At 37.6% G+C, this 25,520-nt stretch carries 24 protein-coding genes; 6 read left to right on the forward strand and 18 right to left on the reverse strand.

The annotated features are described in order from the left end of the window. Window positions 1-39: 39 nt before the first annotated feature. A complete protein-coding gene (locus E2K98_RS01640) occupies window positions 40-234 on the reverse strand; it encodes a hypothetical protein (protein ID WP_133332568.1) in 195 nt (64 codons plus the stop codon). Window positions 235-416: 182 nt separating this feature from the next. Here E2K98_RS01640 and E2K98_RS01645 point away from each other — a divergent pair, with 182 nt between their 5' ends. Continuing rightward, complete coding sequence (locus E2K98_RS01645; RefSeq protein WP_133332569.1) at window positions 417-1,049, forward strand: YktB family protein; 633 nt, start codon at window positions 417-419, stop codon at window positions 1,047-1,049. Window positions 1,050-1,086: 37 nt separating this feature from the next. Here the strand turns inward: E2K98_RS01645 and E2K98_RS01650 are convergent, their stop codons facing one another. Together E2K98_RS01650 and E2K98_RS01655 are read right to left on the reverse strand one after the other, a co-directional pair. After that, entirely contained in the window at window positions 1,087-1,359 is a 273-nt protein-coding gene (locus E2K98_RS01650; protein WP_133332570.1) for a UPF0223 family protein, read from the reverse strand. Between the two features lie 34 nt (window positions 1,360-1,393). Next, window positions 1,394-2,353, reverse strand: a complete 960-nt coding sequence (locus tag E2K98_RS01655) for an NAD(P)H-dependent flavin oxidoreductase (RefSeq protein ID WP_133332571.1) — start codon at window positions 2,351-2,353, stop codon at window positions 1,394-1,396. A 192-nt stretch (window positions 2,354-2,545) separates the two neighbouring features. Here E2K98_RS01655 and E2K98_RS01660 point away from each other — a divergent pair, with 192 nt between their 5' ends. Continuing rightward, window positions 2,546-4,018, forward strand: coding sequence for an aminotransferase class I/II-fold pyridoxal phosphate-dependent enzyme (locus tag E2K98_RS01660; protein WP_133332572.1), 1,473 nt, complete (start codon window positions 2,546-2,548; stop codon window positions 4,016-4,018). Window positions 4,019-4,064: 46 nt separating this feature from the next. Here the strand turns inward: E2K98_RS01660 and E2K98_RS01665 are convergent, their stop codons facing one another. Next, on the reverse strand, window positions 4,065-4,190 hold the full coding sequence (locus tag E2K98_RS01665) for a GapA-binding peptide SR1P (RefSeq protein ID WP_081810767.1): 126 nt from the start codon (window positions 4,188-4,190) through the stop codon (window positions 4,065-4,067). A gap of 151 nt (window positions 4,191-4,341) precedes the next feature. Continuing rightward, the gene (locus tag E2K98_RS01670) at window positions 4,342-4,641 is read right to left on the reverse strand and encodes a DUF3055 domain-containing protein (protein ID WP_133332573.1); all 300 of its coding nucleotides are present in this window, start codon (window positions 4,639-4,641) and stop codon (window positions 4,342-4,344) included. 151 nt (window positions 4,642-4,792) lie between these two features. On the opposite strand from E2K98_RS01670, the gene E2K98_RS01675 reads away from it, so the two are divergent. After that, entirely contained in the window at window positions 4,793-5,227 is a 435-nt protein-coding gene (locus tag E2K98_RS01675; protein WP_208025305.1) for a DUF1885 family protein, read from the forward strand. 1,088 nt (window positions 5,228-6,315) lie between these two features. On the opposite strand, the gene lpdA is transcribed toward E2K98_RS01675, so the two are convergent. The 5 genes from lpdA to E2K98_RS01710 all read right to left on the reverse strand — a co-directional run bounded on the left by lpdA (window position 6,316) and on the right by E2K98_RS01710 (window position 12,282). Continuing rightward, window positions 6,316-7,731 carry a dihydrolipoyl dehydrogenase gene (gene lpdA, locus E2K98_RS01690; RefSeq protein WP_026574730.1) on the reverse strand — a complete coding sequence of 472 codons (1,416 nt, stop codon included), beginning with the start codon at window positions 7,729-7,731 and terminating at the stop codon, window positions 6,316-6,318. 4 nt (window positions 7,732-7,735) lie between these two features. Beyond that, window positions 7,736-9,061, reverse strand: a complete 1,326-nt coding sequence (locus E2K98_RS01695; protein ID WP_133332575.1) for a dihydrolipoamide acetyltransferase family protein — start codon at window positions 9,059-9,061, stop codon at window positions 7,736-7,738. 87 nt (window positions 9,062-9,148) lie between these two features. Beyond that, window positions 9,149-10,126 carry an alpha-ketoacid dehydrogenase subunit beta gene (locus E2K98_RS01700; protein WP_026574728.1) on the reverse strand — a complete coding sequence of 326 codons (978 nt, stop codon included), beginning with the start codon at window positions 10,124-10,126 and terminating at the stop codon, window positions 9,149-9,151. 3 nt (window positions 10,127-10,129) lie between these two features. Then, the gene (pdhA, locus tag E2K98_RS01705) at window positions 10,130-11,245 is read right to left on the reverse strand and encodes a pyruvate dehydrogenase (acetyl-transferring) E1 component subunit alpha (RefSeq protein WP_133332576.1); all 1,116 of its coding nucleotides are present in this window, start codon (window positions 11,243-11,245) and stop codon (window positions 10,130-10,132) included. A 383-nt stretch (window positions 11,246-11,628) separates the two neighbouring features. Further along, window positions 11,629-12,282, reverse strand: coding sequence for a YkyA family protein (locus tag E2K98_RS01710; protein WP_133332769.1), 654 nt, complete (start codon window positions 12,280-12,282; stop codon window positions 11,629-11,631). 128 nt (window positions 12,283-12,410) lie between these two features. Here E2K98_RS01710 and def point away from each other — a divergent pair, with 128 nt between their 5' ends. After that, window positions 12,411-12,962 (forward strand): peptide deformylase, encoded by a 552-nt coding sequence (gene def / locus E2K98_RS01715; protein WP_133332577.1) that lies wholly within the window; start codon window positions 12,411-12,413, stop codon window positions 12,960-12,962. Window positions 12,963-13,176: 214 nt separating this feature from the next. Here the strand turns inward: def and E2K98_RS01720 are convergent, their stop codons facing one another. Beyond that, window positions 13,177-13,947, reverse strand: coding sequence for a Cof-type HAD-IIB family hydrolase (locus E2K98_RS01720; RefSeq protein WP_133332578.1), 771 nt, complete (start codon window positions 13,945-13,947; stop codon window positions 13,177-13,179). Window positions 13,948-14,449: 502 nt separating this feature from the next. Here E2K98_RS01720 and E2K98_RS01725 point away from each other — a divergent pair. Together E2K98_RS01725 and rnjA are read left to right on the forward strand one after the other, a co-directional pair. Continuing rightward, on the forward strand, window positions 14,450-14,659 hold the full coding sequence (locus tag E2K98_RS01725) for a DNA-dependent RNA polymerase subunit epsilon (protein WP_133332579.1): 210 nt from the start codon (window positions 14,450-14,452) through the stop codon (window positions 14,657-14,659). Between the two features lie 6 nt (window positions 14,660-14,665). Next, window positions 14,666-16,333, forward strand: coding sequence for a ribonuclease J1 (rnjA, locus tag E2K98_RS01730; RefSeq protein WP_133332580.1), 1,668 nt, complete (start codon window positions 14,666-14,668; stop codon window positions 16,331-16,333). A gap of 1,165 nt (window positions 16,334-17,498) precedes the next feature. On the opposite strand, the gene E2K98_RS01735 is transcribed toward rnjA, so the two are convergent. The 7 genes from E2K98_RS01735 to E2K98_RS01765 form a co-directional block, all read right to left on the reverse strand. Next, window positions 17,499-18,158 (reverse strand): potassium channel family protein, encoded by a 660-nt coding sequence (locus E2K98_RS01735; RefSeq protein ID WP_133332581.1) that lies wholly within the window; start codon window positions 18,156-18,158, stop codon window positions 17,499-17,501. A gap of 82 nt (window positions 18,159-18,240) precedes the next feature. Next, the gene (locus E2K98_RS01740; RefSeq protein ID WP_133332582.1) at window positions 18,241-19,146 is read right to left on the reverse strand and encodes a DUF4349 domain-containing protein; all 906 of its coding nucleotides are present in this window, start codon (window positions 19,144-19,146) and stop codon (window positions 18,241-18,243) included. Window positions 19,147-19,232: 86 nt separating this feature from the next. Continuing rightward, window positions 19,233-21,050 (reverse strand): ABC transporter ATP-binding protein, encoded by a 1,818-nt coding sequence (locus tag E2K98_RS01745; protein ID WP_208025311.1) that lies wholly within the window; start codon window positions 21,048-21,050, stop codon window positions 19,233-19,235. Window positions 21,051-21,067: 17 nt separating this feature from the next. Beyond that, entirely contained in the window at window positions 21,068-22,822 is a 1,755-nt protein-coding gene (locus E2K98_RS01750; RefSeq protein WP_133332584.1) for an ABC transporter ATP-binding protein, read from the reverse strand. Window positions 22,823-22,989: 167 nt separating this feature from the next. Beyond that, the gene (locus E2K98_RS01755; protein ID WP_133332585.1) at window positions 22,990-23,445 is read right to left on the reverse strand and encodes a TlpA family protein disulfide reductase; all 456 of its coding nucleotides are present in this window, start codon (window positions 23,443-23,445) and stop codon (window positions 22,990-22,992) included. A 117-nt stretch (window positions 23,446-23,562) separates the two neighbouring features. Further along, window positions 23,563-24,111 (reverse strand): peroxiredoxin, encoded by a 549-nt coding sequence (locus tag E2K98_RS01760; protein WP_133332586.1) that lies wholly within the window; start codon window positions 24,109-24,111, stop codon window positions 23,563-23,565. Window positions 24,112-24,392: 281 nt separating this feature from the next. Further along, entirely contained in the window at window positions 24,393-25,517 is a 1,125-nt protein-coding gene (locus E2K98_RS01765; RefSeq protein WP_133332587.1) for an N-acetyldiaminopimelate deacetylase, read from the reverse strand. Window positions 25,518-25,520 lie beyond the last annotated feature (3 nt).

A 25,520-nucleotide genomic window follows, 5' to 3' on the forward strand; every position in this document is an offset into this window, starting at 1 on the left:
TCCTGTAGAGTTTCTCCTTAGAAGAAATACCTGTTTTAATTAAAGAGCTTTTAAACGTAAAAGTTCCTGACGGATTTTTTCCAATTTCTGCTTACATTCTTTTATTTTCTTTTCATTTTTTTCCTCAATTGCTTCAAATAAAGTAGCCAACTCATAGTCCATTTCCAATCTCAAATAGGCAGTTCTTTCTTTTTCTCCGGCTTTTTTAAGCGTTGAATTCATTAGTTGTTTCATGGTTTTCCTCCCTTTCACGATTGTTATTTACTAATTTTTCAGACTATTTTTTACTGTTATACTATGAACCAACACGTAAGGATGTAACAAATTTGTGCGTTAACCTAGATAAGCAATAGATTTCTTCAAAAACCGCCAATATGCTACAATAGTGGACAAAGGTTATTGCAGGGGGTTGCAAAATGGAGTTTAAAAGTTTTACAAAAGAGGATTTTGATGTGTTCTTAATAGATGGTTTAGAAGCAAGAATGGAGGCGCTTAAGGAAACCATTCGTCCAAAGCTAGAGTTCTTGGGACAATATTTTTCTCCCCAATTAGCTGCCCTTACAGGGGATGAAATGTATGTTCATGTAGCAAAACACGCCAGACGAACGATCAATCCGCCAAAGGACACATGGGTGGCCTTAGCAAATAATGCACGCGGCTATAAGATGCTACCTCATTTCCAAATCGGTTTATGGAATACCCATTTATTTATTTGGTTTGCGGTCATATATGAGTCACCACAAAAAGAGGTCATTGGTGAAAGGTTCACAAAAAAATTAAATAAATTATATAAAGAAACACCTAAAGATTTTGTTTGGTCTGTTGATCACACAAAACCAGAGACAGTTAAACATCAAGAACTGTCTAAAGAGGAATTACAATCATTTTTCCAGCGGCTCCAAACGGTTAAAAAAGCTGAAATTCTTTCCGGCTTCGTAATGGATCGCGAAAAAGTTATTCAATTAAAACCTGAAGAGTTGCTTGAAGAAATCGAGACAGTATTTAAACAAGTTGCTCCATTATACAAGATCGCCGTAAATCACAAATAAGAAAAGCTCCAGAACACTTGTTCAGGAGCTTTTCTTATTATGTCATAGAAATTTTAACACCTGTATCTGCTTCTTTGGCCTTTTTAATGGTCTTGTAGGAAGAATACCCGCTTGTTTCTTCAAATTCACCACATATTTTCTTTTCCTCTGCCTTGCCTGGTACAATTTCTTTGAAGCGACGATAGGCATTCATGATTTCATCACGGGAAATTCCCTTTTCATACGCCCTTTCAACCGCTTCAAAAAATTTTATTACATACACGATTTCTTCTGTTGACCAATGATAATCAATTGGATATTGGTACTCCATTCTATTCACCTGCTTAATATATCTCTGCTTTAACTTATTTTCCCCATTTTTTGCGAATTTGTTCTGCATCGGAAATCATTCGTGAAAATAATTCCTCAACGGTGGGTACGTCTTTTATTAATCCCATAACCTGACCTGCCCATGCAAATCCCTCGTCCTCTACTCCATCATAAATATAGCGAATATTCGCTGAACCGCTAATAAAGTGTTTTAGCTGTTCATAGCCCCCATCCTCTTTTTCGATTTCAAGTATTTTTTCAGTCCATGTATTTGCAATGGCTCTTCCCGGACTACCGAGGGAACGCTTGATCACAACAGTATCTGCCTCATTTCCCTCCACTAATCTTTGCTTATATCGTTCATTCGCATGAACACATTCCTTTGTAGCTATAAATCTTGTTCCCATTTCAATCCCTTCAGCCCCTAAACTAAGTGCAGCCATTAATCCTCTTCCATCACCAATTCCTCCGGAAGCAATGACAGGAATTGAAACAGCATCGACAACTTGTGGAATTAAGACCATTGTACCGATATCATCTCTCCCAAGATGTCCTCCTCCTTCTTGACCAACAACCATAACCGCGTCCGCACCAAGTTCCTCTGCTTTAACAGCCTGTCTTCTTGCTGCAACAAGGACTAAGGTTTTAATTGAAGTTCCTTTTAGCTGTTCAAAAATAGGAGCTGGATTCCCGCCTGTCATTGAAATAACTGGCACGTCTTCCTCAATAGCTGCCTGTAAGAAATCCGCAAAGGATCTTCCATGCTGCCCAATAGCAAAGTTAACACCAAATGGTTTGTCTGTCATCTGTTTAACTTTCCTAATTTCTTCTCTTAATTTTTCCGGATGTCCAAGTGACATAGCCGTAATTTGCCCGAGACCTCCGGCATTTGAAACTGCAGCAGCAAGTTCTGAATAAGCAAGGTATGCTAGTCCTCCTTGGACAATTGGATATTGAATATTGAGTAAATCAGTGACTCGAGTTTGCCAATTCATTCGTACCCCTCCAATAACTCATTGTTGTTTATTTCTCGTTTAAAGGGTAATTTTCCTGTTTTTTAGGGAAACTAACTTTTAAGAAACGTTTCTCTATGCAAGGGGAACGAATAGTGCTATAATTCATATGTTTTATGTATTTTTATTCAAATGAAAATATAAGTATTTGAAATAAAGAGGTGTGGTACTAAATTGTCGCAAAATCAAACACCGCTTTTCAGCGGTTTATTAGCACATGCAAAAAGGAATCCTGTTCAATTCCATATCCCGGGCCATAAAAAAGGTGCTGGTATGGATCCGGACTTTCGAAATTTCATTGGTGAAAATGCTCTTTCGATTGATTTAATTAATATCGGACCACTCGATGATCTGCACGCACCAAAGGGCATGATTAAACAGGCTCAAGACCTTGCTGCCGAAGCATTTGGTGCCGATCGGACCTTCTTCTCGGTCCAAGGAACAAGCGGAGCGATTATGGCTATGGTAATGGCTGTTTGCGGTCCGGAAGACAAAATCATTGTTCCTAGAAACGTTCATAAATCGGTTATGTCAGCCATTGTATTTTCTGGTGCTATCCCTGTATTTATTCATCCCGAAATCGACGAGGAATTAGGGATCTCTCATGGAATTACAACGGATGCAGTGGAACGAGCATTAAAGCAGCACCCGGATGCAAAGGGAGTTCTAGTCATCAATCCAACCTATTTCGGCATTTCAGCGGACTTGAAAAAAATAGTTGAAGTTGCTCATTCTTATAACGTACCCGTTCTGGTCGATGAGGCACATGGTGTGCATATCCATTTTCACGATGAACTTCCCCTCTCTGCTATGCAGGCTGGAGCTGATATGGCTGCAACAAGTGTCCATAAACTTGGAGGTTCAATGACCCAAAGCTCCATCTTAAATGTCAAGGAAGGACTTGTATCTGCTAAACATGTTCAATCGATACTCAGTATGATGACAACGACTTCCACATCTTATTTATTACTTGCGTCTCTAGATGTTGCTCGTAAACAGTTGGTTACCAAAGGGAAGGACCTCATAGAAAAATCAATTCAATTGGCACAATCCATTCGTAAAAGAATTAATGAGATTGAGCACATTCATTGTATTGGAGAGGAAATTTTAGGTTCGAAAGCTACGTTCGATTACGACCCGACAAAGCTAATTATTTCGGTTAAAGATTTAGGGTTAACAGGGTATGAAGTAGAAAAATGGCTAAGAGAAAAGCATAATATAGAGGTAGAATTATCTGATCTATATAACATTCTTTGTATTATTACGTTCGGTGATACTGATAATGAGGCTGACATTTTAGTAAATGCCTTGAAAGATCTATCTGAGGAATTTAAGGATCGTGCAGAAAAAATCGAACCAGTTCAAGTATTACTTCCAGATATCCCTTTACTTGCTTTAACACCTAGAGATGCTTTTTATTCAGAAACGGAAGTAATTCCTTTTGAACAATCTGAAGGCCGTATTATTGCAGAGTTTGTGATGGTTTATCCGCCAGGAATTCCGATTTTTATCCCAGGTGAGATTATTACAAAGGAAAACCTGCTCTATACCCAGAAAAACATCGAAGCAGGACTTCCTGTTCAGGGGCCTGAAGATGATGAATTAAAAACAATTAGAGTTATAAAGGAATACAAGGCAATTAAATAAAAAAATAGGATTCCACTTTGGAATCCTATTTTATTTTATACATAAATTATTTTTCTTCTTTTGAATGGTGTTCGTTACAGCAAGTGCATTTTGAAGAATATAAAACTGTAACTTTTTCGTCTTCAAAATGATCAATAGTAGAATTGCAAGCTTGGCATACGATTGTACCCATCTTTTCTATCCCCTTTATATGAAATGTAAGCGGTTAAAACATCCTTGAGATAATAATAATATATCACATTTAATTTTTCAAGCCTAAATTGTATGTCACATTTAATTTTTATGTAAACAAAAAGGGTCCATACTGGACCCTTTTTGTCCCATTATTCATACTGAGTATAAGAATGAACGGAAGGAATGGTTACGCTGAAAAATTCAGCTAGATCGGCTGCTTGTTGTCGGTCGGTAATTCGGAAAACGGATTGCAAGTGGTCAATATCTTCGATGTCTTTAGGGTCGAGGAGGGTAGAACGGCCGGTCTGCATGCAGACTACCAGAGGTTTTCCAAAAAACATATTCGTAAAAACGATTCCAAAGTCATAGCGGGTATGTTCAGTCGTAAAACCGACAAACCTCACCTTTACATTTTCCTGCTCATCATATAACTTTTCAAATAATTCCATTGGACTCCTCCATTCTTTAAATATTTAGAATATTATTGTAATTTATTTTCACTAAAATTACAAGAAACTTATTTTTGTAACGGTTGTCATTGGATTTTATTCAATGCTAAAATAGAAAGGGATATAATTGGAGTGTTAGGGGGGAATGATGTTGGCGAAAAATGCATACATCAAGCTAGTGCCTGCATCTGCAAAACAACAAGTTACAATTGATGAAGTAAAAGAACTTTTTTATTATTATAAAGATATTACCTCAAAAACAGGGAATCAAGTTGATTGGCAATTTGGAAACGCTGCCTTTCCTTATGAAGTAAAGGAAAAGGAAGAAGGAAAAGGAAAATGGTTTTATTTACATTCCGACCATGAAAAGTATTTTGCTATTTTAATTGGTGTTGACACAGAAGCAATTCGCGATGAGAACGGCGAAGAAAGAGAGCAGCATTACATTCAAGTAACCCTGCCAGAGCAATCCACATATGGGGATAAAGGGAAAGCCAATGAATTTTGTAAATTTCTTGCAAAAAAAATGCAAGGAGAACTGCATCTTTTCAATGAAAGAGTCATGTATTATTATCCAAGAAAATAATTAAAAAACTCCTAAAAGGGAGTTCCTGGCTGTCGAATCTTTCGATAGCCTTTATTTTATTCACCCTCTTTAGTAATTAACCGCGTTAATTACTTATAATTATAATACATATAGGTTGGTCTGTGTAAAAAGTCTGTTGATTTCCGCTCCAGGCACTTCGCTTACCGCGGGCGTGCCGGGGAGCCTCCTCAGCGCTTTGGCGCTTCCGGGGTCTCCCCTGCCCCATACTCCCGCAGGAGTCTTCGTGCCTTCCGCTCCAATCAACACGTGCATTTAATAAAATTTCAACTCATTAACTATTTTAAAAAAATGGTGAATTCAATATTTAAATCAAAAGTGTTTAACCAAAGAAAATCTGATTTTGTTTCAATTAATGAATTAGTTCAAGATATCACCTTCTAAGCTTGATTTACAAATATATTAATTTTTCCTTTCTTCTTGAAAAAGTTCGTCCTTATTATAGTTAAGATATTGGCCTCCCAACTAATTTGCTTATTTTTTAAAGCTAATTTTATTGAGATCTTCGAGAAAGTAGAGGTAGAGACTGGCGAATATTTGAGGAAATAAATAATTTATTTGCCCCCCTGATGATTGGAGCGGAAATCATCAGGCCCTTTGCAGGTACTATCAATAAATTGATATTTTGATATGCAAAAAAATGTCGAGAAAAATAATCTTTTCTCGACAATCTAAAACTCCCTAAAAAGGGAGTTTTTTAGTGGGTATAGAGCTCTAGTGTGTAATGTATTGAGGTGTAGATCACAAGGCTTAAAGCGGTGAGAAATAATGTTTTTCTTGAGGATTTCGTTATACCGTTACCAATCAAATAGGCCAAATAAAAAAAGACAAAAAACATAATGACTTTATATACTAATTGATCATGCTTTGATAACCACTCAATCAAAGTATAACCGCTCCAAATAATAAATTGCAGCAGCATCACAACATAAACCCTCAAAATTATCACCACACAAACTTCATCTAAAACCATGAATATTATAGTATATGTAAAAAAAATATAGTTATTTTCGAGAAAAGCTCTTTCTTAAAAAAAATGGTTCTTTCCTCTTGGAAAGAACCATTCAGTGTTATTTAATAATATGGATTGGGCTTCCTAAAGCTACTTCGGCCGCTTCCATTGTTATTTCCCCAAGGGTTGGATGTGCATGAATAGTCATTGCAAGGTCTTCTGCTGTCATACCAGCTTCAATAGCAAGACCAAGTTCTGCAATCATATCTGATGCACTAGCACCGGCAATTTGAGCTCCAATTACAAGACCATCTTCTTTACGAGTGATTAATTTTAAGAATCCATCTGCACTGTCAAGTGAAAGCGCACGACCATTTGCCGCAAATGGGAACTTCGCTGCAATCACTTCAATTCCTTCTTTTTTCGCTTGATCTTCAGTATAACCAACTGATGCAAGCTCAGGCTCTGAGAAGACAACAGCAGGAATACCTAGGTAATCAATTTCAGAAGAATGACCAGCAATCGCTTCAGCAGCAATTTTTGCTTCATATGATGCTTTATGTGCTAATTGAGGGCCTGCAACCACATCACCAATCGCGTAAATATTACTAATATTGGTACGGCATTGCTGATCAATTTCAATTAATCCGCGCTCGCTTAATTTAACACCGACTTGCTCTAAGCCCATCTCATCTGTATTTGGACGACGTCCAACCATTACAAAACAGTAATCAGCTTCAATTTTCTTCTCTTCACCTTTTGTTTCAAACGTTACAACAACGCCATTTTCGGTTTCTTCTACACCCTTAGCAAATGCTTTTGTATAGAATTCTGCACCTTTTTTCTTCATATTACGCTTAACAAGGGCTGCCATTTGCTTATCAAAAACACCCATACCTAAAATTTCATCGGCACCTTCTAAAATCGTTACCTGGCTGCCAAAGTTAGCGTAAGCACCGCCAAGTTCAATACCGATTACCCCGCCGCCAATAACAACGATTTTTTCAGGAATTTCATTTAAATTAAGTGCGCCTGTAGAGTTCAAAACACGTTTTGAGTACTTAAATGCAGGTAGCTCAATAGGGCGAGAACCAGTTGCAATAATTGCATTTTTAAAGGTATATGTTTGGGCTGAAGTTTCATCCATCACACGAAGTGTATTGGCATCGACAAAATACGCTTCACCACGAGCGATGTTTACTTTATTTCCCTTTAATAACCCTTCAACGCCGCCTGTTAATTTATTTACAATACTGCCTTTAAACTCTTGAACTTTTGAAAAGTCAACCTTTACATTTTCTGCTGTAATTCCAAATTGATCGGAATGCATAGCTGTTTCATAGCGGTGACCTGCAGCGATTAACGCTTTAGATGGAATACAGCCGACATTTAAACATACTCCACCCACATATTCCTTTTCTACAATCGTTACTTTTTGTCCAAGCTGTGCAGCACGAATAGCAGCAACGTATCCACCAGGGCCTGCACCGATGACTATAGTATCTGTTTCAATTGGGAAATCTCCTACTACCATTTTTTTACGCCTCCATTAGCAATAGTTCAGGATCGTTCAATAATCGCTTAATATGATTCATTGCGTTTTGTGCTGTAGCACCATCAATCATACGGTGGTCAAAGCTTAATGAAAGAGCTAGTACTGGTGCAGCAACAATTTCACCATCTCTTACGATTGGTTTCTCCGCAATTCGACCTACCCCTAAAATCGCTACTTCAGGGTGATTAATAACAGGAGTAAACCATTGACCGCCAGCTGAACCAATATTAGAAATCGTGCAAGATGCACCTTTCATTTCATTTGGAGCTAACTTTCCATCCCGTGCTTTTGTTGCCAATTCGTTGATTTCATTTGAAATGTTAAACACGGATTTACGGTCTGCATCCTTAACAACTGGTACTAATAAACCTTTTTCTGTATCAGCTGCAATACCGATATTATAGTAATGTTTATGAATAATCTCACTTGTTGCATCATCTAAAGAAGTATTTAATGCTGGGAACTCTCTCAAAGCACTTGTTAATGCTTTTACGATATAAGGTAGGAAAGTTAACTTGATACCTTTCGCTGCAGCTACTTCCTTGAATTTTTTACGGTGAGCAACAAGTTTCGTTACATCAATTTCATCCATTAAGGTAACATGTGGAGCAGTATGCTTAGAATTAACCATTGCCTTCGCAATTGCTTTACGGATACCGCTCATTTTTTCACGTGTTTCAGGATATTCACCTTGTGGAATTGGTGCTGCTTTTGGAACTTCAACATTTACTTCCTCGGATACAGCAGCAGTTTCAACTGGTACTGCTGGTGCACCACCGCTTAAGAATGCGTCAATATCAGCCTTCATGATCCGGCCATTTTTACCAGAACCAGCAACATGAGCAATTTCAATACCTTTTTCACGTGCATATTTGCGTACAGATGGCATTGCAATGATTCGGCGATTTGGATCTACATCAGCTTGAGGTTGTGTTACAGCAGCTGCTGTAACTGCTGCCTGTGCTGCTGGTGCTGCTTCTTGCTTTGTTTCAGGTGCTGGTGCTGCTGGTGCTGCTTCTTGTTTTGGTTCATCATCACCGTGATCGCCTTTAAATTGCAAGTCTTCATATCCTGGTGCATCAAATGTAACAAGAACCTGTCCAACTGTTGCAACAGTGCCTTCACCAATTAAAACATCAATTACAGTACCTTCTACTGGAGAAGGAATTTCAACTACTGCTTTATCATTTTGCACTTCGCAAAGTACATCATCTTCTTGAACCTTGTCCCCTGGTTTTATGAACCATTTGACAATTTCACCTTCGTGAATACCTTCACCAATGTCAGGCATTTTAAATTGAAATGACACTGTAATTCATCCTCCTATACTTCCTCTATTTTCGCAGGTGTATTCAAACATTATGCGGGAAATAGAGCAGACTTTTTTTCGATTATATTAGAACGTCAATACCTTTTTAGCCGTTTCAATCACATCTTTATAGTTAGGAAGCCATACAGATTCTGCTTGGGAGAAAGGATAAACAGTATCAGCCGCTGTTACACGTAATACTGGTGCTTCCAAGCTTAAAATCGCACGGTCATTAATTTCAGCTACTACTGTCGCTGCAACACCCGCTTGTTTTTGTGCTTCTTGAACAACAATTGCTCGGCCCGTTTTTTCAACAGATGCAATGATTGTTTCAATATCAAGCGGACTAATTGTACGTAAATCGACAACCTCGACTGAATGGCCTTCTTTTTCTAATTCTTCAGCAGCTTTTAATGATTCGTGAACCATTGCACCGTAAGTAAAGATAGAAAGGTCTGTTCCCTCACGTTTCACATCGGCTTTTCCTAGTGGAATCGTGTATTCCTCTTCAGGTACTTCTTGACGGAATGCACGGTATAATTTTAAATGCTCTAAGAATACAACTGGATCATTATCACGAATAGCTGAGATTAACAATCCCTTTGCATCATATGGTGTTGATGGAACGACAACTTTTAATCCAGGGGTCTGTGCCATTAATCCTTCTAAACTGTCTGAGTGAAGCTCAGGAGTGTGAACGCCGCCGCCAAATGGTGAACGAACTGTAATTGGCATATTATAGCGTCCTCCAGAACGGTAGCGCATACGAGACATTTGACCTGCGATAGAATCCATTACCTCAAAAACGAATCCAAAGAATTGAATTTCCGGAATTGGACGGTATCCTGTTAATGCAAGACCGATAGATAAACCACCAATCCCTGATTCTGCTAATGGTGTATCAAAAACACGCTCTTCGCCAAATTCTTTATGGAGCCCTTCAGTGGCACGGAAAACCCCGCCATTCACGCCAACATCTTCTCCAAATATTAATGTTTTTGGATCATTACGCAATTCAATACGCAATGCATCAGTAATCGCTTGAATCATTGTCATTTGAGCCATGACTTACTTCGACTCCTTTGCTTTATAAATTTCATATTGTTCTTTTAAGTTAGAAGGCATTTCTTCAAACATAATCGACATTAAATCAGTCACTTTTTGCTTCGGAGCCGCATCTGCTTTTTTGATTGCTTCTTTAATGTCTTCTTTTGCTTGTTCAATTACTTCGTTTTCTTTTTCTTCGCTCCATAAACCTTTGTTTTCTAAGAACTTACGGAATCTAACAAGTGGGTCTTTCTTTTCCCATTCGTTATCAAGTTCAGCCGTACGGTAACGAGTTGGATCGTCTCCCGCCATTGTGTGTGGGCCATAACGATACGTAAGTGTTTCAATTAAGGTTGGTCCTTCGCCATTGATCGCCCGCTCACGTGCATCGTGAACTGCCGCATAAACAGCTAATGGGTCCATACCATCAACCTGGATTCCAGGAATTCCTGCAGCAACAGCTTTTTGAGCAACGGTTTTCGCTGCTGATTGTTTTTCTACAGGTGTCGAAATTGCAAAACGGTTATTTTGAACGATGAAAATTGCCGGCGCTTTTAATGCCCCTGCAAAGTTAATTCCTTCGTAGAAATCCCCTTGTGATGCTCCGCCATCACCTGTGTACGTGATAGCAACAGCTTTATTGCCATTCTTTTTCAGTCCAAGCGCTACACCTGCAGTTTGAACGTATTGCGCACCAATAATGATTTGTGGTGATAAAACGTTTACACCTTCAGGAATTTGATTTCCTTGGAAGTGTCCGCGTGAGAACAAGAATGCTTGATAAAGTGGTAACCCGTGCCAAATGATTTGTGGTACATCGCGATATCCAGGTAAAATAAAATCCTCTTTTTCCAAAGCAAATTGGGATGCTAATTGTGATGCTTCCTGTCCGGCAGTTGGAGCATAGAATCCAAGTCTTCCTTGACGGTTTAAAGAAATTGAACGTTGGTCAAGAATACGTGTGTATACCATTCTGCGCATTAATTCTTGAAGTTGAGCATCTGTTAAATCCGGCATTGCCGCTTCGTTAACGACTTCGCCTTCTTCATTTAATATTTGAAATGTTTGAAACTGTTCTTCGACGATTTCGAGCGACTTTTTCGCATCGAGCTGGGCGTTCTTAAGTTTAGAAGCCATTTAGGTCACCTCATCCTTTCTTTTCAAAAAAACATAAGTATAAATTAATCATTCCACCTTTGTAGGTTACCCAAAAACCCTAAAAGACAAAAAATATTGAATGGAAATTTATCTCTCCATCCCATCATATTCTGTATCAGTATTTTTGTTTATTTTATTGATACAATTATTATCTACATATCCGAGTTTACATCAACTTTTTAAACGCGTCAAATACTAAATCTCATAATTTTTCATCATTTCTACATTAACAATAGGAGACATCTTAAACACAGCTGTATTATTTAAAACAAACAATCTGTTATATAAAATCAAACAAATTTCTGTTCTGTTATAACAAAGAAAAACCGGCTCTTTCAGCCGGTTTATTAGAAAATTAAATATTATTCATTTATTTTCAACCCTGACATTTTATAAAATGCAAGCTTTTGATCATTGTATTCCTTTGTAAGTTCATTAAACTTTTTATTTGCCGCATAGACTTTTTGATAGGATTCATTCACCTTATTCACTTTTGCCTCTAAGTCCTCAAAGGATAAATTTTTATTTTTTAACAATCCATACAATTGTTTATCAAGTTTTAAGGCATTAAGATATTCCTTATTCAGTTCATCGTGGGCGGAATATCTATTGATCATAATCTGATAAAGATGTTCCAAAGCTTTTTTTAGTTTAGGATTCTTTAAATCATTTGTATATTGCTTAATTTTTTGGAATGTCTCTTTGGACTCCAAGATACTTTTGGTTTCTTCGTTCATATATTGCTCTCTCTTGTCAGCCATTGCTAAAGCCGCATCAGCCAACTTTACAACTTTATCATGCTGTTTCATTCCAAGGTCAAGAATTTTTTCATATGTAGCTTTTTCTTTTTTTTCTAATGCTACGAGCGGTTCCTGCTGATTTTCAAATCCCTTTTCTTTCTCCACAACCTTTTCTAAAATATCATAGATTTTTTCAACGGGTGTTTTTTGATTGAAACAACCGGATAAAATCACCACAGTAGTAATAATAGAAAGCCATAAACGTCTTTTGATCACAAAAGGCAAGTGTATCCCCCTTATCTAAGAACCATCTAGATACATCACAAAGTGGTTAACTTTTTTAATTTTGTTTGATAGACTAATCTTATTCATTATTATAACAGAAAACAGGAGTGAGACAGCACATGATTACAATGGAAGATATCATACGCGATGGTCATCCAACTCTCAGAAAAATAGCAGCGGAAGTTCCCCTCCCCGCCTCTGATGAAGACAAACGGATCTTACAAGAGCTTTTAGAATATGTTAAAAACAGTCAAAACCCTGAGATTGCTGAAAAATACAAATTAAGACCGGGTATCGGTTTAGCAGCTCCGCAAATCAATGTTTCAAAACGAATGATTGCTGTTCATATACAGGACGAAAAAGCCGCATATAGTTACGCACTTTTCAATCCAAAAATTGTTAGTCACTCAGTTGAAAAATCGTATCTGCAATCAGGTGAAGGCTGCCTCTCAGTCGATGAAGCTATACCAGGCTTTGTACCAAGGCACGCAAGAGTAACGATAAAAGGCATCAACGAGAATGGAGAAGAGGTAAAACTTCGTCTAAAAGGGCTTCCGGCCATCTGTTTCCAACATGAAATTGATCATCTAAATGGGATTATGTTTTATGATTATATTAATAAAGAAGACCCTTTCAAACCGATTGAAGGGGCAATCGTCATTGAAAGATAAAAAAACTGCCGTTCCTTAAGGAGCCGGCAGTTTTTTTTAAGACTTTCATAAACTTAGTTGTTGATTTACGCTCCAGAAGCAAGCGGTTCGTGGGCGGTCTGTGGAGCCTCCTCGTCGCTTTGCTCCTGCGGGGTCTCCCCTACCCCATACTCCCACAGGAGTCTTCGCACCTTACACTCCAATCAACTTTGTTAAAAATCAACACAGCCTTTTATTATATTAACTGTAATTCCTTTAAACCATTCCAAATTCCATTTTCAGCGACATCTGTTGTAATATAATCTGCATGTTCTTTCGCCTCTGGGACCCCATTACCCATCGCAACACTGGTACCGACTGCCTTTAACATTTCCAAATCATTTAAACCGTCTCCAAAAGCATAGACATCCTTTAATTCAAATCCCAGACGCTCAATCATTTTTTTGATGCCTTCCGCTTTGGAACCCCCTTTAGGTAAAACATCGACAGAATAATCATGCCATCTAATAAAGTTAAACTTTGGATAGTGATTAAAATACACTAATTCCTCTTTATCTTCACAGAAAAGCAAGGATTGATAAATCTTCCTATTTTTATAAAAAGTAGCATCCTGCTCAGGATGGGAAAAATTCAATGTACCCAGACTAATGTCGATAAAGGGATGTTGTTTAACGGTTGCCTTCATCGTTTGTTCATTCATTACTATTAAAGGGTGTCCATTCTGCTCCGTTTCAATCAATAGTTTTTCAAGCTCAGTTTGATTAAGGGGGTTCTCATAGATTACCTCCCCCTCAAAGACAACCAATTGACCGTTATAGCTAACATATGAATCGATGCCAAGTTCCTTGCGTATACTTTCAAACATAAACGGGGCCCTACCGGTCGCAATTGCGACATAAACACCACTATCCTTTAAAAGCTGGATAGCCTTTTTTGTGCTCGTAGGCAGTTTTTTTTCATGATCCAATAATGTACCGTCTATGTCGAAAAAAACAATCTTCTTCATAATAAACTCCTTCAAAAGCTGCGTATAATATTTTTCTATAAAAACACTAACCCTTCCTAAAAAAATTGTCAATTCGTTAACAATTAATTGAATTCCATGATTATCCATGAAAGAATTAGCAAAATCACCATATAATAATAGCAAAAAACTTTTATCTGAAAAAAATCTTCATTAATCTGTCATGGCTTGCTTTACATTGGACAAGGATCGTTTAAAATAAAGTTAAGGAGATGATCCACTATGTTAAAGAAGCTAAGAAAGAAGCTCTTAAAACAGTGGAAAGATTTACTACGAAAAAAATCGATTGCCTGAAATTTTGAGCCCTTCATACTTGCGAAGGGCTCCTTCCTTATTGTAAATTGATAAGCAGTGATGCTTTTACATACTTTTCACTAAACGTCCATGTCTTGGTTTATTTGTCAAATATAATAAAACACATGAAAAAGATGTAAAAATTTTATATAATAGAAATAGGTATGATCGATTAAGGAGCGATATTGTCATGATATATAAAGTATATTATCAAGAAAGCATTAAACAGGTACCAGTGAGAGAGAACACAAAAACCCTTTATATGGAGGGAGAATCAGAAAGAGATGTTCGGAAAAAGCTTGCAGACCGCGGCTATAACATTGAATTTGTACAAGCAGTTTCAGGTGCGTTTTTAGAGTATGAACAACAAAATGAAGATTACAAAGTATTGGAGATTTGATAATTTATGAAATTTGTAAAAAATGATCAAACTGCTGTTTTTGCCCTGGGAGGACTGGGTGAAATCGGTAAGAACACATATGCTGTTCAATTTCAGGATGAAATCATCCTAATTGATGCTGGTATAAAATTCCCAGAAGACGAGCTTTTAGGAATTGATTATGTAATTCCTGATTACACTTACCTAGTAAAAAACGAAGAAAAAATAAAAGGGCTGTTTGTTACACACGGACATGAGGACCATATTGGTGGAATTCCTTATTTGCTTAGGGAAATCAATATTCCTATTTACGGTGGTAAACTTGCTCTTGGGTTAATCAAAAATAAACTAGAAGAACATGGTCTTCTAAGAAATGCTAAACTGATTGAAATCAAAGAAGATGATGTGATTAAGTTCCGTAAAACATCTGTTACTTTTTTCCGCACCACACATAGTATACCTGATTCCTATGGAATCGTCGTAAAAACCCCTCCAGGTCAAATTGTCCACACAGGTGATTTTAAATTTGATTTCACCCCTGTCGGTGAACCAGCTAATTTAACCAAAATGGCCGAAATTGGAAAAGAGGGAGTTTTATGTTTACTCTCTGATAGTACAAACAGTGAAATTCCTGAATTTACGATGTCGGAACGCCGTGTTGGCGAGAGCATACATGATATTTTCCGAAAAGTTGATGGCCGAATCATTTTTGCAACCTTTGCTTCAAACATCCACCGCCTACAGCAAGTAGTAGAAGCAGCAGTAACAAATGGACGAAAAATCGCTGTATTTGGAAGAAGTATGGAAGCTGCCATCAATATCGGTCTTGAATTGGGATATATACTTGCTCCAAAAGAAACGTTTATTGAATCCAATCAGATTAACCGACTTCCTGCAGATAAGGTAACCATTCTTTGCACAGGAAGCCAGGGAGAACCAATGGCAGCACTTTCAAGAATTGCGAATGGTACACATCGACAAATTCAAATTATACCGGGAGATACAGTAGTCTTTTCTTCCTCGCCAATCCCTGGTAATACAATAAGCGTCAGCCGAACAATCAACCTTCTCTTTAGAGCAGGAGCCGATGTTATCCATGGAAAATTAAGTAATATTCATACTTCAGGGCATGGCGGACAGGAAGAACAAAAGTTGATGCTCCGTCTTATAAAGCCGAAGTTTTTTATGCCAATTCACGGAGAATACCGGATGCAGAGAATGCATGCCAAACTTGCCGTTGACTGTGGGGTACAGGAAGAAAACTGTTTTATCATGGATAATGGTGAGGTTTTGGCTCTTTCAGAAAATACGGCACAAGTAGCAGGTAAAATTCCTTCCGGTTCAGTTTATATTGACGGAAGCGGTATTGGTGATATTGGAAATATCGTACTAAGAGACCGAAGAATTCTTTCAGAGGAAGGCTTAGTGGTTGTCGTAGTCAGCATCAATATGAAGGATTTCAAAATTGCCTCTGGTCCTGATTTAATTTCAAGAGGATTTGTCTATATGAGAGAATCCGGTGATTTAATTAATGATGCTCAAAACTTAATTACTAAACATATCAATAAGGTAATGGAAAGAAAAACGACTCAATGGTCAGAAATAAAAAATGAAATAACAGACACACTCGCACCATTCCTTTATGAAAAAACAAAACGGAGACCAATGATTTTACCAATCATTATGGAAGTTTAAAAACGGAAACGGTTAGGCGTTTCCGTTCAGGCTATCGAAACATTCGATAGCCTTTTAATTTATTCTCCTTCTTTAACAATTCACCGCACTACTCTGATACAACATTATTATATATTCTTTTCAACAGGTCCGTTGATTTCCATTCCAGGCGCTTCGCTTTCCGTGGGCGTGCTGGGGAGCCTCCTCGTCGCTTCGCTCCTGCGGGGTCTCCCCTATCCCGTACTCCCACAGGAGTCTTCGCGCCTTCCACTCCAATCAACTTTGTAGTGTTCAATAAAGACATTCCTTTAAACTAAGATGATCATTGTCTAAAGTTAGTTTTTAGGTCTAAAATTCAATGATTCAGTTCCTCACCCTTCGACGATTAGTGGAATCATCGACACATTTTTAAAGAAATCGATATTTTTAGGAAATTTTCGGAAATTGTTCTCCTAGCAATGAATTACAAAATAGTTGGGATGGTTCTATTTACGGACTATACTCTTATCCTTCAAGCGCGTGGGATAGTAATGGGGAATTTCCACACTTCTTCGTATTAAATTTGTATTCGCTTTACCCTTACCGGGGTGTTGTTCTATATGTTAATTCTTGATTAGGACAAATGTATTAATCTCGTTCTTTATCTTATATAAATTTCCATTTAGAGAATAGGTCGGTAGTAGGATGAAACTTTTTGTAAACTTATGTTTATTGGAGTTTTCCTTTAAATAGTAAAAGTCGTAACAAGGCATATATGGGAAAAGCGCATAGAAAAGGTTAGGTTAAATCTCATAACTAAAACGGGTAAAATTCTTTTTAATTTCAGAAAGGAAAAAGTTGAGCGAAGCTTCACAGACTCAAAAAATTGCTTTGGCTACGCTACTTCCAGTTACGGTGATTGTAGAATGTAAGTGAGCAGGCTCTCCTACTGCTGCCTGCCAAAATATAAAAAAATTGTCACTCTTAGACAGGCTAGAAAAAGTGTTTGGTAATTCATCAGGTTGATTCTCCCCGTTGATTGGAGCGAAGCACCCGGAGCGGAAATCAACAAGCCCGTTAGCAGGTGCGAATATCAAATGAAAAAATGGTACATTCTGACATAATAAAAAATTGCCGAGAAAAATATCCTTTCTCGACAATCTGAACGGAAATACTTAGGGCATTTCCGTTTTTTAAGGTGCCTATTTTATGCCATGGCCTTTTTCCCAAATCGGTCTATGTCTACATCGCTTCCAATTACAACTAATACATCATTCACACGAAGTGTTTCTTTAGCCTGCGGGGAAACAATCAGCTCTTCGCCTCTTTTTATTGCAACGATATTAAGGCCATATTTTTTGCGAATATCTAAATCCATAATCGTATGCTCAGCGATCTTTCCATTGGCAACAATTTCAACAATACTATGATCATCAGATAATTCAAGATAATCAAGGACATTATTAGATGCTAAATTGTTAGCAATCCGACGTCCCATATCCCTTTCAGGGTGGACAACCTGGTCCGCACCAATTTTCCTGAGGACCTTCTCATGGTAATCATTTTGGGCCTTAACAGTTATATTGGGGACACCTAACTCTTTTAAGATAAGTGTCGTTAATATACTTGATTGGATATCGTCACCAATGGCAACAATTACATGATCAAAATTGCGGATTCCTAAACTTTTCAAAACTGCTTCGTCCGTTGTATCTCCTACAGCGGCATGAGAAGCAATCATCGAATATTCATTCACTCTTTCTTCATTTTTATCAATGGCCAACACTTCAATTCCTTCCTCTGTAAGTGTCCGGCAAATACTCCCGCCAAACCGGCCAAGTCCTATGACTGCAAAGCTTTTTTTCACAGAATTCTCCTCCAGAATCAGGTTCTCTATCTTTGTACATTTTAGCATATACAACGTTGCACGGTAATAAGTCGTTTATCCTTTATCCTCTTGGACTATGATTTCTTCTTTTCTTGATGTAAAGATAAAGAAGCAAACCGATCACTGAAATAATAATTAGAATTGGAAGATTGCCAATGACAAAAACAACTAGCCAGGATACGACAGCTATAAGTGTATTGATACTTTTCATAAACTGTTTTTTTGTTTTCTCCAAGGTGTTAAGATTGTCCTTATCAATATTAGGAACAATCACCTTATATTCATGCAACATGATATTTACCGTTGAAAAGGCGGTTTGATTTTCTAAAAACTTTAATTTCCCTTCAATCGTTTCAATCTCTTCCTGAACAGATGCTAAATCTGCAGAAATTTTTAATAAGTCCTCGGTTTTGTTTGCTTTTTTCATAAAAGAGAGTAAGCGTTCCTCCACAACTTTTTTTGAGTTTAATCTGGATTCTAAATCCACATATTCTTCAGTTACATCCTGACCCGTAATATTTCGCTGAATCACTTCAACAGCCTGCCCCTCGGCATCATGTAAAAAACTCTGAAAATACTTTTGAGGGATTCGAATTCGAATGCTTCCACTCACCTGCTCTTTCCCCTCTTTTATTACGTTAGATTCCGCGATATAGCCGCCGTATTTTTCTACTTTTTCTTCGATTCTTCGTACGGTCTGTTCAAACTTTTTCACACGAAGCTCTAAGTCTGCAGTATAAATGACCTTTTTTTCGGGAATTTGGATTTCAATTGATTGATTCATTTCTTTTTTAAAGTTCTCAGCTGATAGTAATGACGCTTTTGCTTGACTTCCATTTTGGGCAGAATCGGCGGTCTTGCTAGTAGCAAAATCCATTTTGGCACTCTCACTTTTACTATCCGACCTGCATGCTGAAAGAAGAAGAAATACAAAAACAATTGGGATCCATTTAATGAATCTATTCATTCGCACGACACCCCTTTTTATTTAAACCGACGAGTAAAAATAAAAATGGTTACAAAAAAAGGTAAAAACACCTATTTATGGATAATTTACATAACTTCAGCCCGGTTAAACTGCGCCCTTACCAAATGATAATACTCTCCTTGAAGCTCCATTAGTTCTTCATGATTGCCTTTTTCACTTATTTGACCATGATCTAATACAATGATTTGTTCAGCATCTCGAATAGTCGAAAGACGATGGGCAATGATAATGGCGGTTCGGTCTTTTAATAAAGTATTTAAAGCTTTTTGGATAAGTACTTCTGTCTCTGTATCAATACTTGCTGTCGCCTCATCTAAAATTAAAATTCTTGGGTCTGCTAAAAGTGCTCTGGCAAACGAGAGAAGCTGCCTTTCACCGACGGATAAAATATTCCCACGTTCTTCTACTTCATGATGAAAACCATTTGGAAGCCTTTCAATAAAGTGATACGCTCCAACAGCTTTTGCTGCATATAAGACTTCCTCGTCCGTTGCATCAGGTCTCCCGAAGCGAATATTTTCCATAATCGTCCCTGAAAAAATAAAAGTATCCTGCAAGACCACACTAATTTGCCGTCTAAGACTCTTCAGTGAGATATCCTTTATATTGTGATGGTCAATATAAATTTCCCCTGATGTTGCGTCGTAAAAGCGTGAGATAAGATTGGCTATCGTTGTCTTTCCTGAACCGGTGTGCCCCACAAGTGCTGTTGTTTGTCCCGCCTTTATTTCAAGGCTCACTCCTTTTAATGCATGCCGACTCTCACTATAAGAGAATACAACATTTTCAAATTGAATATGTCCATTTATATCCCTCATTTCCTGCGGGTCGTCTTTTTCTGAAACAATCGGCTTTTCATCTAGAAACTCGAATATCCGTTCAGAAGAGGCCATACCAACTAATAACTGATTATACACCTGTCCTAACCTTGAAATTGGTTCCCAAAACATTCCAAGATAAAAGGCAAACGAAACAAATTCACCAATTTTCATTGAATCATTTAAAATAAGATAGCTCCCTAACCAAATTAAAACCGCAGAACCAAGGGCATTGGTTATTTCAACAAGCGGCCTAAACATCGCATTTTTTTGGGAGGCTACTTTCCAGCTTTCGAAATTCTCCTGATTTACGCCCTGAAAAAAAGCCATATTCTCCTTTTCCTGGGTAAAGGATTGGGTAACGCGAATTCCCTGGATGCTTTCATTTAAATGAGAATTAAGCTTCGCCTGTTTTAATCTTACGACCTGCCAAGATTTGCGAATTTTTCGGCGCAGGCTGGTGGATATAAAGAACATAATCGGTAAAATGAGCATTACAGCAAGGGCAAGTGACGGACTAAGTGAAAATAATACAATCAAAACACCTATTAACAATAATGAATCCATTAATGAATTAATAACTCCGTTGGTAAATAAATCCTGCAATGAATTGATATCATTCATAATCCGAACAAGAATCGAACCAGCAGAACGCTGGTCAAAAAACTGATGCGAAAGATTTTGTACATGTGAAAAAAGATGCTTTCGAATATCGTAGATGACCCCCTGCCCCAGTTCATTCATCCAGCGAATTCGAAAAATATTTGCAATGTACGATATGAAATAGAGGCTGGCAATGATGATAACTAGGATGGTCAATAAATGGATGTCTTTATTGATGATGGCTTTATCTAGCGTATAGACTCCAATTAAAATCGGAATGGTTAAGCGAATGGCTGTGGTGATGATGACCATTATTGCTGAGAGAGGTAATAAATTTTTCTTATATGGCTTAAGATAACTAAACAGCCTTGCCATTTGAATCCAGTTAAAGGGTTTTTCAATCACTTGATCTGAGGAATAATGAAACCGTTTTAATATACTTGGATGCGCTCTTTTTTCAATCAAAAACATTCCCTCCTTTAACCTGTTTTAGATGATGCCTTTTCCTGCCAATCCTTATATTGGATTTCAAATACCCGTTGATATGGACCATTATTATTGAACAATTTCTCGTGTTTTCCCCGTTCCACAATCCGGCCATTATTTAATACTAAAATTTCATCTGCATGCTTTAAGGAGGAAATCCGGTGAGCAATGATGAAGGTAGTCCGGCCTTTCATGACTTCTTTTAATGCCTTTTGGATATTTAATTCCGTTTCCATATCGACTGCACTTGTAGCATCGTCTAAAATTAAAATACTTGGGTCCACACAAATAGCTCTGGCAATCGCAATTCTTTGCTTTTGGCCTCCTGAAAGGCCCATTCCCCGTTCTCCAAGTATCGTTTCATAACCATTCGGAAGTTCCATAATAAAATCATGCGCCTGGGCCCGTTTAGCTGCATTAATAATTTGATCCATGTCTGCCTCAGGTCTTCCGTAGGAGATATTTTCTTTTATGGTAGTCGAAAATAAAAAGGATTCCTGCAATACAAACCCTATATTGCTTCTTAAGGTCCTTAGAGAAAAATCGCTTACCGGTTTACCATCAATCAAAACCTCTCCTTCACTTGGTTCATAAAATCTCGTCATAAGCTGCGTAATGCTTGTTTTACCTGAACCGGTAGGGCCAATGAGTCCAATTACTTTTCCAGGCTCAATCTTAAAGGAAATACCAAATAATGCTTCCTTTAAGCCCTCATCATAGCGTAAGGAGACGTTTTTAAACTCTACTCGACCGTTTAACCTGCCCGAATCAATTGCCTCATCTTGATCAGTTATTTCGTTATTCACTTCTAGGACTTCTAAAAGCCGTTCCCCTGAAGCCTTTGCTTGTGAAAACAAATTAATTACAAATCCAAGATTAACAATCGGCCAAATAATATACCAAACCAAACTATAAAAAGCGACAAGTTCCCCCGGTTTTAATGAACCCTTCATGACAAGAGTACCGCCGTATCCTAATAAAAGAACAACACTGATATTTCCCATTAGCTCCATTAATGGAAAATACTTTGCCCATATGGTGGAGGTGAAGATATTTTGCTGCTTATAATCACCATTTGAAGCGTTAAATTTTTCAATTTCAAATCCCTCTCTTGATAGAGATTTAACAGTATTGATACCACTGATGCTTTCCTGAACTTTTGTATTTAATCGTCCAAATGATTGTCGAATCCCCTTAAAGGCAGGGTGCACCGCACGATCAAATTTATAAACGATGATAGCTAAAAAGGGAAGTGAGATGAGTGTAATGATGGTCAGACTGATGGAATAGTAAAGCATCACGGCTACACTAAGCGCGATTAACAAGAGGAATCTAAGTAATTCTGAAAAGCCAAAGGAAAGAAAAAAGCGAAATCCTTCGACATCTGCCGTTAATCGGGACATTAAATCTCCCGTTTTGGCATTATCATAGTATCTAAACGGTAAAAACTGCAGCTTTTCATATAAGGAATTTCGCAGTTTATATACGGAGGTAATTCCAAATAAATCACCTGTGTATTGATTGATAAAGGTGGCTCCCCCTTTTATGCCCATTAGAAAAATAAAACCAATGGCCAGGTATGGAACCAAATAATACTTCTCTTTTAACACCACCTCATCAATTGTTTGCTGTAAAATCATTGGATATACAACAGTTATTGCTGTAACGACTAACAAAAAACTCATGGAAATAAAAAAATACTTTTTGTAAGGCCAATAGTAAGATTTTAATTTTTTAAACGTTTCCACATTCAATCCCCTTTCCTTACAATTTTCAATTTTTTGAATAAAGGCGCAATATTTAATATATCGGGTTTCGAAGTATTTTTCTAGTCCTTTGCTTACATTTTTAAGAAATTTTTTCCATAAAAAAAACTGCTCGTTTTAATACGAACAGTTCTGATTACTATATTATTCTATTCAGTTTTTTCTAATTCATCCAAAACACGATTTACCCGTTTTTCAAGCATTTTCATGCCACTTCCGCCTGCTTGAAAATGACGAAGCTTACCTTCACGGTCAAAAACATAGTAAGCAGGCACATATTGATTTTCAAACGCTTCCGTAAGTTTGTGTTCACTGTCAACAAAGATCGGCTGGGTAATTCCATGTTCTGCAGCCACTTGCTTGATTTCTTCAATGTTTAAATCATTTTCAGAACGAGGCATATGAACAGCGACCACATTTAATTTTTCTTTGAAGTCATCACGGAATTGATTGACCTGTGGCATTGCTTCTTTACAAAGGTGGCAGCTAATCGACCAAAAATGAATTAGTGTAGGCCTTTCTCCAACTAACTCTTCTTTCGTCACCTGACCGTTCACCCATTCGGTTGCACCTGTTAATTCCGGCATTGGCTCACGTAATTTCATTTCAATCCCCCCTATTTTAAAAATAGACCTAACACTTTAAAGGTTAGGTCTATCGTGTTTGATTTAAAAATTGTCTAGCTCCAGCGCCCCTGAACAAGGCGCTTCCGCTTTTCTATTTTAAACATTTAGTGTAGCTTGTCCTGGCTTCCAGTTTGCAGGGCAAAGTCCGCCAGTTTGAAGTGCTTGAAGAACACGAAGTGTTTCATCAACGTCACGGCCGATATTGTTATGGTTTACTACAGAATATTTTAATTCGCCTTCTGGGTCAATGATGAATAAACCGCGAAGTGCAACACCTTCTTCTTCAATTAACACACCATATTCACGAGCAACAACATGGTTAGTGTCTGCTGCTAATGGATAATTTAAATCGCCAAGACCATTTTCTTTACGATCTGTTTTAATCCAAGCAAGGTGAGTATGAATGGTGTCTGTAGAAGCACCGACTACAACAGCATCAAGGTCATCGAATTCTTCGTAACGATCAGACATTGCAGTGATTTCAGTTGGGCAAACGAATGTAAAGTCCATTGGGTAGAAGAACAATACTGTCCATTTATCATTTTTCATGTTCTCTTCAAGGCTAACTTTTCCAAATTCTTTGTTTGGTAATACTGCATCCATTTCAAAGCGTGGAGCTTGTTTACCTACCATACGTTCTGGCATATCGAATCCCTCCAAATATTAATTAAATGAGATAACTTTATAGCAATTCTCATTTGCTATCCCTTTGACACTTTTCATTATAGGATAATTCTTATTTTGAGTCAATATTAAATTATAATTAATTTAAATAAATACTAATTTTAATTATAACCTAGATTTCCCCTCCATCAGTTTTACCGTTTTAGATGAAGATTAAACTTTTTCTATGTAACAAAATTCACCATTATTTGCTATAATTTTATCATGATTTCCAAAAAGTATAAAACAAAACGCATTGTGATTTACGCTTTATTCCCTTGATAAGTAATATAGTTTGTCATTACCTTTATAGCAACATCAATAGCATCTTCGTTAGGATTTAACCTTGAATGGTGCAAGCCAAATGGCGAGTCCACTCCAAGCCAAAACATAAATCCTGGGATTTCCTTAAGCATATAGCCAAAGTCCTCACCCGTCATGGCTTCTTTGCACTCAATTACCTTTACTTCATTTTGCCGACTCATATATTCGAAAAAATCACCTGTCAATTTTTCATGATTATAGACCTGATGATACATCGCTCCAAAATCAATCTTGGCCTCGCATTCGTAGCCTGTTTCAATCCCTTTAACCAGAGACTCTACTCGATGTTTTACCTTTTTCATTGATTCAGGTGATAATGTTCGAATAGTCCCTTCTAAACGAGCTGTTTCGGCAATGATATTTTGCACAGTTCCCCCAGTAATTTTACCAATTGTAATTACAGCACTATCCAGCGGATCGACATTTCTAGAAACGATGGTCTGTAGTTGATTGACTAACGAACAGGCAGCAATAACCATATCATTGGTTTGATGAGGATAGGCCGCATGGCCGCCTTTACCTTTTAAATCAATAAATAGTTCAGACGTATTAGCAAAGAGTAGTCCTTCTTTTAAAGCAATCGTTCCTACAGGGTATTCTGGGGCGATATGTAAGGCAAAAATCATATCCGGTTTCCATTCCTGCATGATTTCTGACTGCAGCATCGGTTCCGCCCCCCCAGGGCCCTCCTCTGCCGGTTGAAAAATAAATAATAAATCATCTTGGATAGGATTTTCCACAAAATAGGTAAGAGTTCCAACCGCAATACTCATGTGAAAATCATGACCGCACGCATGCATTTGCGCATCATGAGTTGATTTATAAGTCAGCCCTGTTTCTTCTGAAATCGGCAGCCCATCGATATCTGTTCGATACCCAATGGTTTTGTTTGGATTAAGACCATGTACCTTTACAAAGATCCCCGTTTTCCACTTTTTAATCGTCAGCCTATTCTGAGGTAAACCTTGTAAATAAGATAATAAATAAGCCTGGGTCTTATATTCTTGGAACCCTAATTCCGGAATTTGATGTAAATCACGACGAATTTTCACATATGAATTCATTCA

The organism is Bacillus salipaludis (genome assembly GCF_004358205.1).

Bases quoted from the DNA above. Each gene is read 5' to 3' on its own strand.
- E2K98_RS01720 (WP_133332578.1), bottom strand. From the start codon at position 13,947: ATGAAGAAGATTGTTTTTTTCGACATAGACGGTACATTATTGGATCAT.
- E2K98_RS01725 (WP_133332579.1), top strand. From the start codon at position 14,450: ATGATATATAAAGTATATTATCAAGAAAGCATTAAACAGGTACCAGTG.
- pdhA (WP_133332576.1), bottom strand. From the start codon at position 11,245: ATGGCTTCTAAACTTAAGAACGCCCAGCTCGATGCGAAAAAGTCGCTC.
- E2K98_RS01760 (WP_133332586.1), bottom strand. From the start codon at position 24,111: ATGCCAGAACGTATGGTAGGTAAACAAGCTCCACGCTTTGAAATGGAT.
- E2K98_RS01765 (WP_133332587.1), bottom strand. From the start codon at position 25,517: ATGAATTCATATGTGAAAATTCGTCGTGATTTACATCAAATTCCGGAA.
- E2K98_RS01700 (WP_026574728.1), bottom strand. From the start codon at position 10,126: ATGGCTCAAATGACAATGATTCAAGCGATTACTGATGCATTGCGTATT.
- E2K98_RS01755 (WP_133332585.1), bottom strand. From the start codon at position 23,445: ATGAAATTACGTGAGCCAATGCCGGAATTAACAGGTGCAACCGAATGG.
- E2K98_RS01740 (WP_133332582.1), bottom strand. From the start codon at position 19,146: ATGAATAGATTCATTAAATGGATCCCAATTGTTTTTGTATTTCTTCTT.
- E2K98_RS01650 (WP_133332570.1), bottom strand. From the start codon at position 1,359: ATGGAGTACCAATATCCAATTGATTATCATTGGTCAACAGAAGAAATC.
- E2K98_RS01665 (WP_081810767.1), bottom strand. From the start codon at position 4,190: ATGGGTACAATCGTATGCCAAGCTTGCAATTCTACTATTGATCATTTT.
- E2K98_RS01640 (WP_133332568.1), bottom strand. From the start codon at position 234: ATGAAACAACTAATGAATTCAACGCTTAAAAAAGCCGGAGAAAAAGAA.
- E2K98_RS01655 (WP_133332571.1), bottom strand. From the start codon at position 2,353: ATGAATTGGCAAACTCGAGTCACTGATTTACTCAATATTCAATATCCA.
- lpdA (WP_026574730.1), bottom strand. From the start codon at position 7,731: ATGGTAGTAGGAGATTTCCCAATTGAAACAGATACTATAGTCATCGGT.
- def (WP_133332577.1), top strand. From the start codon at position 12,411: ATGATTACAATGGAAGATATCATACGCGATGGTCATCCAACTCTCAGA.
- E2K98_RS01645 (WP_133332569.1), top strand. From the start codon at position 417: ATGGAGTTTAAAAGTTTTACAAAAGAGGATTTTGATGTGTTCTTAATA.
- E2K98_RS01670 (WP_133332573.1), bottom strand. From the start codon at position 4,641: ATGGAATTATTTGAAAAGTTATATGATGAGCAGGAAAATGTAAAGGTG.
- rnjA (WP_133332580.1), top strand. From the start codon at position 14,666: ATGAAATTTGTAAAAAATGATCAAACTGCTGTTTTTGCCCTGGGAGGA.